The sequence below is a fragment of the Shewanella sp. 8A genome (genome assembly GCF_023475945.1).
GTDB lineage: Bacteria > Pseudomonadota > Gammaproteobacteria > Enterobacterales > Shewanellaceae > Shewanella > Shewanella xiamenensis.
Genome location: NZ_JAMDJP010000053.1, coordinates 1 through 16,447 on the forward strand (window position 1 = coordinate 1; position 16,447 = coordinate 16,447).

The 16,447-nt window shown below is 46.7% G+C and carries 16 protein-coding genes; 12 read left to right on the forward strand and 4 right to left on the reverse strand.

Annotation, left to right across the window (positions count from 1 at the left end):
* Positions 1-306 precede the first annotated feature (306 nt).
* The 7 genes from M0413_RS21960 to M0413_RS21990 all read left to right on the forward strand — a co-directional run bounded on the left by M0413_RS21960 (position 307) and on the right by M0413_RS21990 (position 10,444).
* Positions 307-1,182: a DNA replication terminus site-binding protein gene (locus M0413_RS21960; protein ID WP_022635564.1), complete on the forward strand. Its 876-nt coding sequence runs from the start codon at positions 307-309 to the stop codon at positions 1,180-1,182.
* A gap of 147 nt (positions 1,183-1,329) precedes the next feature.
* Entirely contained in the window at positions 1,330-2,370 is a 1,041-nt protein-coding gene (locus M0413_RS21965) for a DNA-binding protein (RefSeq protein ID WP_119828766.1), read from the forward strand.
* Positions 2,370-2,648, forward strand: coding sequence for a hypothetical protein (locus M0413_RS21970; protein WP_071681580.1), 279 nt, complete (start codon positions 2,370-2,372; stop codon positions 2,646-2,648). Before M0413_RS21965 ends, M0413_RS21970 begins: the two co-directional genes overlap by 1 nt.
* Before the next feature lie 8 nt (positions 2,649-2,656).
* Complete coding sequence (locus M0413_RS21975) at positions 2,657-4,168, forward strand: UvrD-helicase domain-containing protein (RefSeq protein WP_249555618.1); 1,512 nt, start codon at positions 2,657-2,659, stop codon at positions 4,166-4,168.
* Positions 4,169-4,302: 134 nt separating this feature from the next.
* On the forward strand, positions 4,303-5,319 hold the full coding sequence (traF, locus tag M0413_RS21980) for a conjugal transfer protein TraF (protein WP_349628508.1): 1,017 nt from the start codon (positions 4,303-4,305) through the stop codon (positions 5,317-5,319).
* A gap of 1 nt (position 5,320) precedes the next feature.
* Positions 5,321-6,754 carry a conjugal transfer protein TraH gene (locus tag M0413_RS21985; RefSeq protein ID WP_249555622.1) on the forward strand — a complete coding sequence of 478 codons (1,434 nt, stop codon included), beginning with the start codon at positions 5,321-5,323 and terminating at the stop codon, positions 6,752-6,754.
* Between the two features lie 12 nt (positions 6,755-6,766).
* A complete protein-coding gene (locus M0413_RS21990) occupies positions 6,767-10,444 on the forward strand; it encodes a conjugal transfer protein TraG N-terminal domain-containing protein (protein WP_249555624.1) in 3,678 nt (1,225 codons plus the stop codon).
* 25 nt (positions 10,445-10,469) lie between these two features.
* Here the strand turns inward: M0413_RS21990 and M0413_RS23055 are convergent, their stop codons facing one another.
* On the reverse strand, positions 10,470-10,859 hold the full coding sequence (locus tag M0413_RS23055; RefSeq protein WP_349628509.1) for a permease: 390 nt from the start codon (positions 10,857-10,859) through the stop codon (positions 10,470-10,472).
* 693 nt (positions 10,860-11,552) lie between these two features.
* On the opposite strand from M0413_RS23055, the gene M0413_RS22000 reads away from it, so the two are divergent.
* Genes M0413_RS22000 through M0413_RS22015 form a run of 4 tightly spaced genes read left to right on the forward strand, consistent with a single transcriptional unit; the run spans position 11,553 to position 13,526 of the window.
* Positions 11,553-11,825 carry a helix-turn-helix domain-containing protein gene (locus M0413_RS22000; RefSeq protein WP_249555626.1) on the forward strand — a complete coding sequence of 91 codons (273 nt, stop codon included), beginning with the start codon at positions 11,553-11,555 and terminating at the stop codon, positions 11,823-11,825.
* Positions 11,825-12,358 (forward strand): transglycosylase SLT domain-containing protein, encoded by a 534-nt coding sequence (locus M0413_RS22005; RefSeq protein WP_249555628.1) that lies wholly within the window; start codon positions 11,825-11,827, stop codon positions 12,356-12,358. Before M0413_RS22000 ends, M0413_RS22005 begins: the two co-directional genes overlap by 1 nt.
* 11 nt (positions 12,359-12,369) lie before the next feature.
* Complete coding sequence (locus M0413_RS22010; RefSeq protein WP_249555631.1) at positions 12,370-12,978, forward strand: flagellar transcriptional regulator FlhD; 609 nt, start codon at positions 12,370-12,372, stop codon at positions 12,976-12,978.
* A 47-nt stretch (positions 12,979-13,025) separates the two neighbouring features.
* On the forward strand, positions 13,026-13,526 hold the full coding sequence (locus M0413_RS22015; RefSeq protein WP_349628510.1) for a FlhC family transcriptional regulator: 501 nt from the start codon (positions 13,026-13,028) through the stop codon (positions 13,524-13,526).
* Between the two features lie 59 nt (positions 13,527-13,585).
* On the opposite strand, the gene M0413_RS22020 is transcribed toward M0413_RS22015, so the two are convergent.
* From M0413_RS22020 to M0413_RS22030, 3 genes are read right to left on the reverse strand one after another with little or no spacing between them, the layout of a single operon-like run.
* Complete coding sequence (locus M0413_RS22020) at positions 13,586-14,005, reverse strand: H-NS family histone-like protein (RefSeq protein ID WP_071681568.1); 420 nt, start codon at positions 14,003-14,005, stop codon at positions 13,586-13,588.
* Between the two features lies 1 nt (position 14,006).
* A complete protein-coding gene (locus M0413_RS22025; protein ID WP_071681566.1) occupies positions 14,007-14,300 on the reverse strand; it encodes a KPHS_p301480 family protein in 294 nt (97 codons plus the stop codon).
* Positions 14,301-14,316: 16 nt separating this feature from the next.
* Positions 14,317-15,300: a ParM/StbA family protein gene (locus M0413_RS22030; protein WP_036845016.1), complete on the reverse strand. Its 984-nt coding sequence runs from the start codon at positions 15,298-15,300 to the stop codon at positions 14,317-14,319.
* Positions 15,301-15,798: 498 nt separating this feature from the next.
* On the opposite strand from M0413_RS22030, the gene mobI reads away from it, so the two are divergent.
* Positions 15,799-16,371 carry a conjugative transfer protein MobI(A/C) gene (gene mobI, locus M0413_RS22035; RefSeq protein ID WP_249555635.1) on the forward strand — a complete coding sequence of 191 codons (573 nt, stop codon included), beginning with the start codon at positions 15,799-15,801 and terminating at the stop codon, positions 16,369-16,371.
* Positions 16,372-16,447: the final 76 nt, after the last annotated feature.

Consider the following 16,447-nt stretch of genomic DNA (forward strand, 5'->3'; position numbering starts at 1 on the left):
TTTACCCTTACTGAACAAGTACTAAATGGGCAACTGAGGCCGCTGAAACAACCACCGGAGCTGGACAAATGGCCTTAGCGTACGTTTTCGTACCATTGGGCTTCACACCCCTGACCCGCGCTTTTCTTCTTTCTCTCTTTTTCTCTCTCTTTCTCAATCTAATCTCACACACGAAGGTCAAACAGGACACCCGCCGAAGCGAAGCGAAGGCGTATTCTTGCTTCCTCCCCTCGTTGCATGATGGTCTAATACTGTCTACTATGTAACCAATAATCTGTTAGAACAAACCCACACACAGGCGGCAACATGGCTAAAAACTTCATTTCAGAACAATTCTCGGCCATGTGCCGGGACTTAACGAACCTGTCTTCCATTATCAAACGACTACCACCACGGTACGCAAAAGTTGCGGCCATCCCCCCTACCAGAAAGGGAATGGAGAATGAGCGTATCAACAATATTGTCGTGACGGAACAAATAGGACGCGAAGCTCTTGAACTCGCAGCGCATAGCTACAAAGATCTGCACATCAACCCAGACTATTCGCAGAAGTCTGCCAGGCGCACAGTGGGGGTCCTATGGTTCTCCCCTTCCAAAGTCGGGCTGGCTGCTGAAATTGCTGCAACAGTTGATCGTATCAATGCGGCCAAAGCCGGTATAGAAGAGTTCATTATCTCTACATACCCCTCCAGGCAAGAGCGGTTTGAAGCACTTCGAGTAGACTGCCCTGGAGTAATGACACTTCACCTTTACAGGCAAATCCGATGCTATTCCAGTGGCGACATCGACTCTATCCGCTTCACCTGGCAACGGAAGGACTCTTTAAAGAAGCCAGTGAAAGAAGAACTCTTGCAACGAATAAGAGAGGAGCTTGAACGCTCTGGTGCTGACTATCAGCTTCCCCTTGAACAACTTATCCAGAGGATAGTCAGCACTCCAGAGCCTTACCTCCGGGAGCGAAGGGAGGTAAAAGTGCAGCCGGTAGCAAACGTCATGGCCGCAGGCGTACTCAAAACCGTTACCGCGCCCATGCCCCTGATTCTGCTACAAGACAAGGATGTTGAGCTCAAAATGCTTCGCAGCTTCGACGCATCAGAACAGCGCAAAACACGCTCGGATAAGTCGGCCTCTGAAATCCTTGGCACCTTTGGCGGCGTCACCATCGAATCTACCCCTGAGTAAACGTGACCATGTAACAAAACCCTTCTCAGCACGGAAGGGTTTTATCCAGACGAAATAATTTCAATCTATCTTGCTTTAATGTATAATTACGATAATTATCATATTACGGTAATTATCGTAATTACCGAGAGGGAAAGGAACGTTATTATGGCTAGAAAATTAGTTGAGTACGACGATGTAGCAGCAGCGGCACAGCGGCTCAAAGACGCAGGTAAACGTCCAACTCTCATCGCGGTCAGAGATCTCATTGGCAAGGGAAGCTACACCACCATATCAACATTTCTAAAACAGTGGTCAGAGGAACATTCTCTCGATGATGACCCCGTAGAAGTGATTCTACCTGAATCGGTTATGAGTGATGCTCAGCTCTTTCTCCAGAAAATATACACTGTTGCAAAAGCCAGTGCCGATGATCAGCTTGAACGCGAGCGAGAGCTTCTGCGCCAAAAAGAGATTGAGTTCCAAGAAGACATGCAGCAAGCCGTGGATATGGCTAATGATGCCACAGAAAAATCTGAGCTTTTGGAAGAGCAGCTTGAGGCTATAACCAACAAAAAAGCAGAGAGTGATGCTGCTCTTGCTAAAACTGAGAGCTCGTTATCACTCAAATCTGCGGAGTTAGAACGCTCTCTAAATGACATAGAAAAACTAGAAAAGCGGATCATGGATTTGGAAGGAAAGTTGGAAGCGAAATCCACCGAACTTACCCGAGCTCAGGACCACTTAGAGCAAGCTCAAATCGAAAATCGCTCTTTGAGCCAAAAATTGGCAACTACAGAGGGTGAGTTAGCTGCTCAAAAAGGCAAGAGTATAGAGCAGACTGAAAAACTCCGGGCAGCTCACGAGCAAAATAAAGCGTTAAAAGAGCAGCTCGAAAATACACAGGCCAAATTGGCCCAATCACAGGACTCCCTCGCCACAGCCAAAGCTCATGGCGAATCCTTAGAACGAGAGTGCCAGCGTCTATCTGGTGATGTCCAAAAGCTGGAATCTAAACTCTCTAGCGCCGAAGCGGAAGCTCGCTCTCTTGTTCAAGACAAAGGCGTTATTGCTGGTCAGTTACAGGAAAAAGACCAGCAGACCAGGAACCTTGAACAGAGACTCAATGAGGCGCTGACCAAAATTTCGGGGTTAGAGTTAGAACTCGTTAAAGCTGGCAAGGGAGGGAAAAAGAAAGAGGAAAACTGATGGCGCGTAAGGCTAAATATTCAGAAGAGTGGCGAAGCAGAGCGGCTGCTCTTCAAGCCAATATCGAGGAGGCTATGAAACTAGCCTCTGCGTCTATTGGTGACGATGGCTGGTTACACCGGCTGCATGTCTGGGTTGCAGAAGTGGCCCAGGGTAACGCCCCAGACTGGTGGACAGATCTGGATTGTGAAGTATCACTCCCCCGAGAAGAAAAGCGGGTCAGCACCTTCATCTCAACACAAAGGAAACGCATCACTTTTCAGATGTGTTTGGCGTAGGAGGTTTCATGAAGCAACTACCTCCTGATACACCCGAACAATCACTGATCACTCAGTATAAAGGGCCTCGACTTGTCGTTAAGGCTTACGCTGGTACGGGTAAAACAACTACGTTGGTTAAATATGCCCACAACAACCTCAATTCCAGAATCCTCTATTTGGCATACAACCGAGCCATCCGCGACGAGGCCAGAGAGAAGTTTCCTGCAAACGTGGACTGCAAAACATCCCATCAGCTTGCATACGCCACTATTGGAAGAAGCTATCAGCATAAACTCACCGGCAACCTAAGACTTACCGATATAGCGCAAGCGGTAAATACGAAGAACTGGACCTTTGCCAAAGACATTATTGACACGCTCAACGCCTTTATGTGCAGCGCTGACACGCGGATTCTTTATACTCATTTTGCTCGTGCTGACACTGGCAAGTTGCTTACATCCAAACAGGAGAGATACCAAATACAAGTGATTGAGGGTGCTGAGCTTATATGGAAGCGCATGACCAACGCCGAAGATCCGTTCCCTACTGTCCACGACTGCTACCTAAAGCAGTATCAACTAGGTATGCCAAATCTTTCTCGCCGGTACACGACTATTCTTTTTGACGAAGCTCAGGACGCAAACCCTGTCACAAGCAGTATCGTTTTGCAGCAGAACTGCAAGGTAATATTGGTTGGAGACCGCCACCAGCAGATCTATAGGTTCAGAGGAGCAAACAACGCTCTTGATAGCAAAGAACTTATGAACGCCGATCAACTCTATCTCACTCATAGCTTCCGCTTTGGTCCCAACGTGTCGCTTGTGGCAAACGCTCTTCTTGAACTCAAAGGTGAAACTCGCCCAGTCATTGGCCGGGGGCCAGCAGATCAGGTAGTTATGTTTTTACCAGGCGATGTGGGCCATCGAGCAATACTTCACCGAACCGTAATGGGTGTCATTGAAACTGCTCTATCTGCTACCGAAGCAGGTTCACAAGTTTTCTGGGTGGGTGGAATTGACGCTTACCAGATTAACGAGCTCCAGGACTTGTATTGGTTCTCGATGGCTGAACCTGAACGGGTCAAAAATAAGAAATTGCTTGATGAATATGAAGACTACTTTGAGTATCAAGAAGTAGCCAAAGCGACAAAAGACCCCGAGATGATGAGAGCTGTCAAAATCATCAACAGCTACGATGAAATACCTGAGCGACTCACTGTTCTTCGACGAAATACAGTCAAAGAAGAGTTTGGTGCCGATATTACGGTTTCGACTGCCCATCGCTGCAAAGGGCTTGAATGGGACTTTGTTCAGCTCTATGACGACTTTCCTGATGTCCTTGACCCTGAACTCGACCCTATGGCTCGTGATGACGAAATAAACTTGCTCTACGTCGCCTCCACCAGGTCGATGCGTATCCTCGCCTTGAACAGCGCTGTAGAGATGGTTATCCGCTACATTACCCAAAAGCGATTAGTCGAAAAGCAGATAAAGATGGCTGCTGAGGCCAAAGAAGTTGAAGAGGACACGTCCAAATAGCTTGGTCAATTCTTTCACATGTGAAAGTTGACAAATAAAACGCTCTAAGCGCCCTAAATGGGCGCTTACACCTGCCTAATTTCACGCCGCCCACCTCTACCATAACCAACATGGGAAAATACGTGCGTGAGACTATGAAAAAATCACCTTTGAACTTACTGCTCCTAGCATCGCTCACGCTGGGGGCATCACACCAGGCTTGGGCTCAAGATAGCACTAGCTCAGGTTTTTATGAGCGAAAAGAAGAGGGTTGGTTCTGGTACAAAGAAGAGCCAAAAGAGCCAGAGAAGAAACCCGAAAAGCCTAAACCGAAGCCGGTGGCAGAATCGAAGCCAGCGCCGTCGAAGCCTACCGATCCACAGCCGAGCGGTCCAGAAATGTTTTCGGCAAAATGGTTCCGAGAGAACTTACCCAAGTACAAAGATCTAGCTTGGAACGACCCGACTGTTGAAAACGTCAGGACGTTCCTCTACTTGCAAAGATTTGCAATAGACCGCTCAGAGCAGTTTTCCGATGCAACAGAGCTTGCTGTTGTTGGTGATCCCTTTTTGGATGAGATAACCAGACGCCCAGCGGCCACGTTTGCTTCACAGCAGGTGGATCGAGATGCTGGCAACGCCAAAAATATGCTGCTCAAAAGTGTTGCCGACCGTGTGGGGATATTCTTCTTCTACAAGTCAGATGACGACTACAGCGAATTACAAGCTCCGCTCATCAAAATGCTTGAACAAGGTGAAGGCTTCTCGATTATCCCTGTGTCTATGGATGGTAAACCTCTCCCCAGTGGAATCTTTCCTAATTACAAAACCGATGAAGGCCATGCCAAACAACTTGGCATCGTAACTTTCCCTGCTGTTTACCTAGCGTCTCCGGATGGTCAATTCGCCCCGATAGGACAAGGACCAATGTCACTTCCTGAGCTGAACCACCGGATTTTGGTCGCAGCTAAACGCAACGGCTGGGTATCAGACGAAGAGTTCAACCGTACTCGTCCGGTGCTCAACCTAGAAAACAACATAGCCGAACGCTTGGCATCACCAGAGTTGGGGTCTGACCTCCAACAGCTATCACAAGCGAGCGGAGACAAAGACAACTTCGTACCACCGGAACAACTAATGAAGTACATCCGGGACAAATTACAGGAGAACTAAAATGGTCACGCACAAGACATTAAAAAGGAGCCTGATTGCCCTAAGTGTGGCGACCAGTCTCTTTATTGCTCCAACAGGAGCTATGGCATCTAACGGCCTACAATCTCAAATGGACAAGCTGTTTAATGAAATGAGTAATACAACACCGCCTGGTGTTTATGAAAGCCAGCGGCGCGGTGTGTTAGCTGGTGGACGATTCACTGCCAAGACTCGTATCTTTGACGAGAATTTGGTGAGTTTTGCACCTCCATCATGGAAAGCAGGTTGTGGTGGTGTGGACCTATTCGGTGGGTCACTTTCATTTATTAATGCCGATCAAATCGTCCAGCTTCTTCGTGCTGTCGCAGCAAATGCCAAAGGCTATGCCTTCCAGCTTGCACTGGATAACGTTTTCCCTGATGGGGCTAAATGGATAGAGAACTTCCAAAAGAAGGTGCAAGCACTCAACCAACATCTAGGAAATTCCTGCCAACTAGCGCAAGGGATCGTAAACGACCTAACCAGCAGTATGGACGTTAAGCACAAAACCGATGCTTCTATCACCGCCACAACCTCCGGCTTGTATGAAGACTTTTTCGGGTCCAAACAGGAAACCAGCGGTAAGAGCCCTCTGGAAGAACTAAAAGCCAACAAGCCTGATGAATACAACAAAATGATTGGCAACATTGTTTGGAAGCAACTAAAGAGCAACAACGCAAACACCTGGTTCCAGTACGGAGATAACACCCTGCTTGAATCGATCATGTCTTTAACCGGCACGGTAATCATTGGTGATCTTGTCAACGACCCTAACTCGACTGGAACGGGCGCAAAAACTACACCTCTGACGACTTTGCCTGGCAACAAGATCACCCTTTCAGACCTCATTTCAGGAGGTTCTGTTGAGATCTATTCTTGTGATAGCGATACGACCAACTGTTTGAGTGCTGGAACCACCAATAAAACAGTCGCTCTCAAAGGAATTAAGAACCAAATCACGGATATGCTGCTAGGAACCAGTTCCACTCCCGGAGTTATCTACAAATACGCAACTAACTCAGGAACATTGACCGACCCGGAAAAAGCCTTTGTATCTAACCTCCCTGGTGGTTTAGGCACCATTGTCCGCAACTTGTCCGTTCTTTCGCAAGACGGCGCAAACCTTTTTGCCACCGAGTCATCCGGAGCGATAGCCCTAGCAATGATGTATAGCTTTTCGGAAGAGTTTTTCCGTGCCGCTCGCATTGCAATGGCAAACAGCAACTCACCCTACAAAAAGGAGGCTCTGGATCTTCTCTCTCAATCACAACAGCAAATACGTGGCGAATACACAATGCTGTCCTCTCAGTACGGCGATCTAGCGAGCCAAATTGAGAAATATAACAACCTATTGGACAACATCCGCAAGCAGAAATACATGCTCGCAACTTTGTCCAATCCTCCTAGCACGAACTAAGGAGCAATTGGAATGGGAGCTTTTTCAATCTACTCTATCGGTGACTCTGCTTTTCTGGAGCAAATCCTGATTGCAGTATCAATGATCACCGGAACTGGAGATTTCGAGAAAATGGTCAGTATTGGCCTGCTTCTTGGCATCTTATTGATCTGCATTCAGTCAGTCTTCCAAGGTGCAAAGCAAATAAACATTCAGCAAGTTTTTGTGGGCTGGATTCTTTATGCTTGCTTCTTCGGACCTGTTACAACAGTAACTATCGAAGACGCATACACCGGGCAAGTTCGAGTTGTCGCCAACGTGCCTATTGGTGTTGGTTTCGCTGGTGGTGTTATTTCGAATGTGGGATATACCATCACCAGTTTATTTGAAACAGGTTATGGCGTGATCGTGCCCAATGTCACTGAAAGCCATTTTTCCGAAACTTTGAAACTACTAAACGACGTAAGAAGACGAGCCTATGACACTGGAGTATTCACAGCTCTTAATTCAGCAAATGGCGGCGGCTACGTTGACGTGAGACGCTCCTGGAACAATTACATCCGGGAATGCACATTGACAAAAGTAGATCTAAATCTAATGTCCCTTGACGAGTTAATGAACCGTTCGACTGATTCAGCTTTGCGTTTCAACTCGCAGCTCTACGGAACTCGGTTGTATTTGTCCACATCAAACCCCGATGGAGCAGACTACACCTGTACAGACGGATGGATTGCAATTAGCACTGTGACGGCCAACCTGAGCAGTCCAGTTGTTGTAGATGCTCTGAACAACCTGCTAGGTATTGACACATCAACTGGCGATAACGCCATAACGAAGCTAACCGATTCACTTCAAGCGATGGGAGCAACCACCACATCATCAATCGACTACCTGAAAGCCGCCGTTCTGGAACCTCTCTATTACGAAGCAGCAGCAGGACGTTATCAGGACCTCCAGGACTACGGTTCTGCTTTGATGATTAACCAAGCTATCCAGCAACGTAACACTCAATGGGCCACAGAGCAGTCTATGTTTATGACCGTCGTTCGCCCAATGCTGACTTTTTTCGAGGGTTTCATCTACGCGATTACCCCGATCATTGGCTTTATAATTGTGATGGGCAGTTTTGGACTCCAGTTGGCTGGTAAATATGTTCAAACCATCCTCTGGATTCAACTTTGGATGCCGGTTCTCTCGATTATCAACCTTTTTGTCCATACCGCAGCGTCAAACGAGATGTCTAGCCTCAGCGCTTCTGGCCTAAATTCTATGTACGCACTATCTTCGACTGGGGATGTGTTGCAACACTGGATAGCTACAGGTGGGATGCTTGCAGCGGCCACCCCAGTAATTTCACTGTTTATCGTCACAGGTAGTACCTATGCCTTTACCAGCTTGGCATCAAGAATTAGTGGGGCTGACCATGTTGATGAGAAGATTCAAACACCAGATCTCCTCAAGCAAGGTCCGGTCATGCAAAGTCAGCCAGCTTACAATCACAACCAGTTCAGTGGAGCGATGGCGAACGGCGCAGAAAGCATGATCAGCACCTTCTCCCTTGGTTCCACGTTGGCCTCAGGGGTTAGTTCCGCTCAAGCGTTACAAAGTCAGAAATCAGAGGCATTCCAGAGCACCTTAGGGCGAGGTTTTTCTGATGGAGTGAGCCAGGATCAATCATATTCGAGACTCTCCAATGTAGGACGCAATGTATCTTCGCAAAACACAGCTCAGAGCCAGCTCATCAGCCAGCAAGCCAAGAACTTTTCGGATCAGTTCCAAGTGGATGACTCCCACTCCGATGCTGTAAAGGGTGCATTTGCCATGCAAGCAGTAGGTACTCTTGATGTTGATCAGGCTGCGGCAATGCTTATGCCTATGGTTGGCACAGCTAGAGCAGCCGCCAAAGCAGGTCTTAGCGAAATACCGGGTAAGATGGCAGGTTTAAGAGCAAACGCAAAAAATGCTCTAGGCGTGAAATCATCAAGTACAGCGCTTGCTACAGTCGGTGAATCTGGTGGTGGACAAGGTAGTGACAACGATCTAATTGACATAAAAGCACGAGCCAGTGGCTCTACTGAATCATCAGCTTCTGATACTTCTAGCTGGTCAGCCAGCGATGTATCGCAGTTTATGAAAGGTGTTAGTTATTCTCAGACTGATAGCCAAGCGTTGACGAATCAATTAGCACAGGGTTTTAGTCGCTCTGGTAGCGAATCATTTAAGCAAACATGGGGGGATAACCTTTCCCAGAATTTGTCAAAGTCGGCTTCTGAGTTGGTTTCTGCATCAGATACCTTCACGACAATGAGCCAACTCCAGAATCAAATGGGGTCAATGACTAACACCGACTTTAAAACTCTCGGTGGTGCTGTCGCGCAAACTCCTGCGGCTATGAATCAACTAAACGACTATTTCCGTAATGCTGCACCACAGTCTGTTAAAGACGAGGCATCTTCATTACAGCAGAGATACCAGTCTTACGGAATGTCCCCCCAAGTAGCACAAGCAGCAGCGCGAATGACTGCAATGACCAACTCCAAAAACTACGAACAAGGTAAGGAGCTTGGTGGTTATCAAGCCGCGCTACAGGCTATTAATACCGCATCTGGTCGCAATGGAGCGTTTAATGGCGATGCTTATGGTAATAACGGCATTGGAGGTCCTAATGTTCAAGGTTTGCCAGAACAGGTGCAAGGGGCAGTTGGCAGTGGCCCCAACTTACAACCTGGATTTCGTGAGAATGTGGCTGGTATGTCTGGAATCAACCCTGCATCAGAAGCTGGTCAGTTACCAACGAACAGTCCTCTTGTTCAAAGTGAACATGCTTCTGGTACATCAGCTCTTAACAGTCAAGCACAGCAAACAGAACGAAATGTATCAGCTCCTGAACTTAAAAAAGCCCAGGATAACCTTATGAATTCGCTTCCAGAAATGTCCAAAAGCGCTTCAACATGGGGCGCATGGGATAACTCCTCGGATTGGTTAGGTCGTAGGGCTGAACAAGCTGGTGGAGCTCTAATTGCTGGGAGCCAGGTTGGCGCAGAGGTTTTTTCTAAAGCGATGGATCAAATGAGGACTATGACGCCTGAACAACGTGATCAGTTTATCGCTGCGACACAGCGTGGAGACCAAGCAGTCAAAGATGAGTTTGGCTGGGCCGGGGATGCGCTAGTCGGCATGGCTAAACTTGGCCGCAACGTTATGGGTGCAGCGGCGAGCGGTTATGATACTGCGAAAGAATGGCTTACTGGGAAATCTGATCTATCAGAAGCAGCCAAAGGTATGAGTATTGAGGAAAGAGGGGCCTTTTATGCTGCTGCTCTTGCCTCAGTTTCAGAAGCTGGTGGTGGAGCGGCACAGCAGTTTATGAACCAGTATGGTGATGAGTTCAAAGAGACTATGCAATCTATCGCTCAAAGCCGTTATGGCCTTACTCCAGCTCAATCTGCTGTTTATGCCGAGTCCTTTGATACAAATGAAGGAAACATGAACCAGGCCGTTCAAAATCTAAAAATGGAATACGCTGAACGTAATCCAGACGGAACACCTATGATGCAAGAAGGACAACCTGTTCTCTCACAACAAAACGAGGAGTTTACAGACAAACTGGTAAACGTCTTACAGAACTCAACTGGAGCTGGTGATCGATCAGGAAGTTACCTGACAGCAGTTAGAGGCTACAATGTAGCTAACCAGCGATTCGGACAATAAAAAAGGAGGCGAAAGCCTCCTTTTTTTATTCATCGCTTATACCAATCCCTGAACCAAGCCCTAAACCAGACCTTACTGATGAATCAATAGATAGGTGCATCTCATCATCGTTATATTTAGCCTTTCTCCGCTTGCGGCTGCATACCTTTCCCACTCTTTCACTCTTATCAGCTTTGAATGTTTGCACAAGAATAAAGCTAACCAGAACAACAAGAGAAGCCTGCCAACTGAAATATGCCACACCACCCCAGAAGATTATTGACGCCCAGATGCTCCGGTGAATCAGCAACAGGAATCGCCCTCCCCAAACAGCAAAGGGAGCTAATGCAACTCCAAGCCCCCAAGGCGTATCAGTCATCATGGCTATACCCAGAAGTACCATTCCCAACAGAAGAATATTGACTATATGTTTCATACTACCTCCTCACTCTTTACCTATAGTCTAACACAGCATCAAAATATGCAACTGTGAAAATTTAACTATTTCTTACTAAGTAAGCATTCCATCAAAAATTTTTATGATTATCATGCGCCCAGAAACTTTCACATGTGAAAGTCAGACCTTACGGAACAAGGCATTTGTTGACAAACCATTACATAGTTGAACATGTCAAACAGATCGCATAAACTATGCTACAGGCCATTACTAACGTTTTGGTCCCTATCTGCAACATCGCAGAGTCTTTATTTCCAAATATCTCATTTTGTAAACTCCATCATCTTCGTGCGGTCAGGGCGCTCTTTTGTCTTCCCTACCCTCCTCAGCTCTTGCTGTATTCGCAATTTCAGCCCTCGCTGTACCCATAAAATCACTTATATCAAAACGCTATTAAATATCCCAAAATATCGCACCTCCCGTGCGCTGTTTCCGTCACACTACTGACGCAGTTTCTGTATCTCATTGATTACTAATAATATTGTAACTTTGTACTACTGGTACAAAGTTAAGTGTATGTTTTTAAAGACTTTCTTTTGTTGGCTGCATCATTATTTGGGCTTATAAAGAGCGCAAAATATGTCAGTTTGTGACAATAGAGAATCTCTAAAAGCGTTCATCAAATAACGCAATTTCCGTATTAGTAATAACTCAGTTTTAGGGGTGGCAACAATGGACAAATGCCAAGTAATAGAAATCCCAATCGACCCGGAGAAAAAACGCGAATGGATCAAGTACAAATTAAAGATCCAGGGGCTTTCTCTAGCCGCATTGGGTAGAAAACACAAAACTTCTCGGCAGGTGGTGTCTACAGCACTCTACAAGCCCAGCCCACGTTGGGAGCACGAGATAGCGACAGCTTTGGGCATGAAACCGTCTGAGATTTGGCCGGAGCGGTATGACGAAGAACACGAAATACCCATTAAACATAAGGAAGCAAGCTAATGAAGAACAAAGCAAAAGTATTGGTTCTTTCTGCGGCTCTCTTGTCGTCAACAGCAAATGCTATTGACCTTAGTGGGACTATCTTCGACAAAGCGGCTAAAGCACATAACCTTGATCCTCTTCTGGTGTATTCGGTCGCATTGGCCGAATCGGCTTCTGGTCGAGGTAACGGCGCTATAAGTCCTTGGCCTTGGACGCTCCGCGTTCCGGGGCTTCCTTTCTATGCCAAGTCGGAAGACCAGGCTAAGGCTAAGTTGGCTGAATTTCAGCAACAGTATGGGCGGGCAATTGATATTGGGTTCATGCAAGTGAACATCCGTTGGAATGGTCACAGAGTATCTTCACCAGAAGAACTTCTTAACCCAGTAACCAACGTAATGGTAGGTGCAGAAGTGCTTTCTGAAGCCATTCAGTCATCTCCAAATGATTTGGAGCTTGGTATTGGCCGCTACCATGCCTGGGAAGACGAAATCCGAGCCAGAAACTATGGTAGTAGAGTCTTGGCTATCTATCGCAACCTTCGTGATTTGTAAGGGGGCGCTAAATGTTAGAACTAGACATTATTGGGGCTTGGGATGCTAAAGCGGTCAACCTCGATCAAGAAAAAGCAGACAGAAACGTCTACGAATTTGACCTTACACTTTGGAATCTGCTTTGCTCTCTGGCAAAAGAACGTCCAGAGGACGCTGCCTCACAATTTGCTTTGGGCATGGGCACAGTACAAAAATTATCACTGGCGACACCTTCCCAATTAGAAGCGCTTGCCTCTGGCGTACTGATTTCTTTCAAGCTGGAAACAGCAGAACAGAACATCTTAACACGACTATCAGGAGGCTATGATCCGGTCGTTTTCATCAATCATAGCGTCGATGAGTTTGATGCGGCCTATTGGTTGCTATTTAACCGCGTTGCTTCGAGAGATCCGGAGATGGCTAAAGAAGTTTTCGGGGTGTCGAGAGAGCTTTCGGAGCTGGTAGCAAAAGCAACAGATAGTCAATTGCGTCATATGTCTGGAACGACAGTGACGCACTTCACACTGCGTTTTGCTCCCAGCATCATCGAAGAAATCCTTGATGATAGTCGAGATGAGTTAACACACCCAGTATTGAAAAAACTGCAACAGTCTCTACAGGGACGTGGGAGGTGGAGATGAACATTGGCAGCTCTGGCACATTGGGTCGGTGGGTTACAGCTAGACACATGGCCCTCGCCGGATACATCACAAAAATTATCATGATCGAGACAGGGCTGACCTATAAGCAGGTCCGACGGCTTTATCAAGATTTGGAAAGGGATGGATACACTCTGGAGCGAAAGTCCAGGACGTTCAGAGGTGGTGCGACACTTATCCATAGCCATACGTCCAAGATACAGGCATCACTTTTGATGCAGCTCTATTTCAACATTGGTGGGGAATCTGTGTTACGTTCTGTGAACATAAAAGCCCTAAATAAGGCGTTCAGAATGTATCACGCTATTCGCAAAGAAGTGCCAGGAATGAAAGGTGCGCGATGGGCTCCATTTGATATTACCGACGCTTGGTGTCTTGCTTCTGAGTTACGAAGTGGGGACGCGATGCTGGAGGAATGCGATAATTGCAAATGCACATACTTCACTTCTGTCAATCAAAGAACCTGTGTTGAGTGTCCGTTCTGCAAGGAACAAGGAAGGCATGGTGGTGGGGAGAAAGAGTGTGCTTGAGTAGCCTATGACATTTTCAACTAAAAGATGAGCGCCTCAACTTTGCGGCGCTCATTTTTTTACTTTTTCTGCGGTATACGAAAGCGTTCTAGCTCAACACGCCCCAACCCCTTAAAGGCATCGGGGCGACGGCCTTGACCGCTCCAGGATACGCCGTCTTTTGAATATTTCGCATTATCAGGTTCTGATTTGCTTGTGTACATCTCATTGAGAAGATTGATGTCCACTCCACATGATTCCATGTCACTCATTATTCGCTCGGCCTGAGCTCGCTTTTCTTTTTCTTCTTCTTCTCGCTTTTTGTACTCTTCCTCCAGTTCATTAAGAACACCTTTCATTCTGTCTATGATCTCCCGAACTTCATCCAGCGGGAGACCTCGTAATAGAGTGCGTATCCGGCTTTTTCGCTTTAACTCTGCGATTATTAATTCTCTACGTTCAGCCGCTGATAGCGTAGAGAATTCCTCGTGGTCTTTCATGTTATACGGAGCCCATCAGTTTTCCTTTAAGTTGATCACGCTTGGAGTCCAGTTTATCTTCAACCTGCAACTGCTCAGGTTGAGACTTAGCAATTTGATGCTCTGAACTCGGTTGCCCAAAAGACCCAATGTTGCCAGAAAAACGAAGAGAATAAAGCCCCAATAGAGCAAGTGCGCGCAGCCGATCACTACGCGCCTTGTGCTGCATCTGGGACAGCTCACGATATAACTCCGGAAATCCTTGCTCCGAAATATTCAGATTAGATATTTTCCCATCCCATTTGCTACCAGCCACTACGACCTCCTATCTATTAGCCGCAGTACCAGAAGCCTCTGGCATTGGATGCCACGGATTCTTTGGGTAGTACGATCCTACTCTTAGGAAAAAGCTCTTTGGCTGCATCCTGGTATGCTTCGGCACCACCACCAGCCAGCAGAACAACATCAGCATCCATCCCGTCTTCCCGCATTGACTTACGCATAGGGACTAATGCGTTTTGAGCCACCTTGGCTGAAGCCTTCTTAAAGTAATCTTTGATCGATACCTTCTCACCATAGAGAAAAATTTCAGTCTTACCGGCGCGAATTGCTTTTTCGATCTTTTCTATGCCAGGCGCACCACCGTGGTCTTCTTGGATGAGTCGATTAGTTTCTTGTAGCAACATCGACATGGCCTTTAGGCTGGTGCCAGATGAGTGATAACGAACTTCACCTTCTTCAAGCGCAACCCAGTCAACAGAGAAAAATCCGGGGTCAATAACAACAGTTTTCCCTCCCTGAATAATTTCGAGTAGGTCATCATCCTTTGTAGAGCTGACAATATCCATGTAAGCACCGGCAGGTTGAGGCACAACCACGACAGACTTAACCGTTACCGTTCGTTTAGGTGTGATCTGGTGCTCACCCTCCAGCCGAGCTTTCAATGCCTCTCTGAGTTCCGCTTCCATGTACTGGCTTACTGGAAGACCTGTCACCAGCACATCAATTTCCTTCTGTTCCGACATCAGAAGTGCAGCGTAAAAAAGAGCCTTATACGGTTTCGTTGATGGGTAGTCACCGTGAAGCTCTCGCTCCCACCCTTGCAGACGGTCAGGTTCAACACCAGCAACCCACTTCTCCCCATCAATCACAACCTGAATACAGGTCCCAGCGCCACCAGTTAACTGCTGTGGCATCAGTTCCAGTGGACCAGCGCCAACAGGCATAACAACAGTACGAGCTTCTTCACCTTTATGACCCATAGCCATTTTCAGGTTGGAGTAGCCAATATCCAAACCCATAACAAACTGATTCATGAAATCCTCCAAAGATTGCTTTTTGATTGCTTTTCGATTGTCTTTCTCTTGTTGGAGAGAGAATACAGCCTGACTAAGGCCTATATAGCCTCTGTAGTTGCCCAAAAGGGGCGTTTAGATTGCTTTTCGGTGGCTTTTGGGTTTTATAACCGGCCATACATGTGGGTATGCTGCACGGATAGATAAATTAATGACGACAGCACCCCACCACATATCAAGCACTCCTTTACCAGTACCCATAGTGATCTCGTAAATATTTGGAATCTTATGGTTTTTTATCCAATCTATCTGGAATCTTGCCTAGTGGATTCACATAGAAATTATGGGCATCTGAATTAAGGCTGTAAGATTCCAGATAGATAGAGGGGTATTTGACAAATTCCAAAGATGGGGTAGCCTAGTAACAGGATTAGATTCCAATATTGGAATAATCAGCTTTAAATTCCAGATAGATAGTTATGTGGATAGGAATTGGATAGGAATTGGGAGGGTTTTGAAGTGAGTCTACCAAAAGAGCGATGGTTGGATCTGCTAGATCCTAAGCTCGAAGAAGAACGATCCGAGATAACAGAAGATCTGCTTGAGGCAGAAGGTCGAGAGTTTGTCACGGAGTTACGGAGCAAGCTGGATCACGCTATAGCTGTTCTTGCTGTCGAAGCACAGCAGGAAGCAGATATGTACTGGAACGCGCACAGGTCTGCGCGTGAAGAAGCATCGGAGGACGAACAAGGGCGTGTTGGTACACGAGTTCGCATTCTAGGTGTATCACTCGTTGCAGAGTGGTATCGCAACAGATTTGTCGAACAGGTTCCAGGTCAAAAGAAAAGGGTTCTATCAACACATATCAAGAAGGGCCGAGGTCACGCCTACAGCATGTCGCACTTCAAGAAAGAGCCAGCTTGGGCACAAGAGCTTATCCAGCAAGTAGAAAGCAGGTATGCCGCGTTAAGACAAAGAGCGACAGCGTTAGCAAAAATTCGCCGGGCGCTTAACGAGTATGAGCGACTGCTAAACAAGACTCATAACGATGAGGTGTACCTAGATTCTACGTCAGTACTTCAAAAAGCATAATCAAAGCCTTGATAAATATGCATTCCTTCGAAATTCAGCTTTCACCCATTGGGTGAAAGAAAAGTGCTCAAAAATA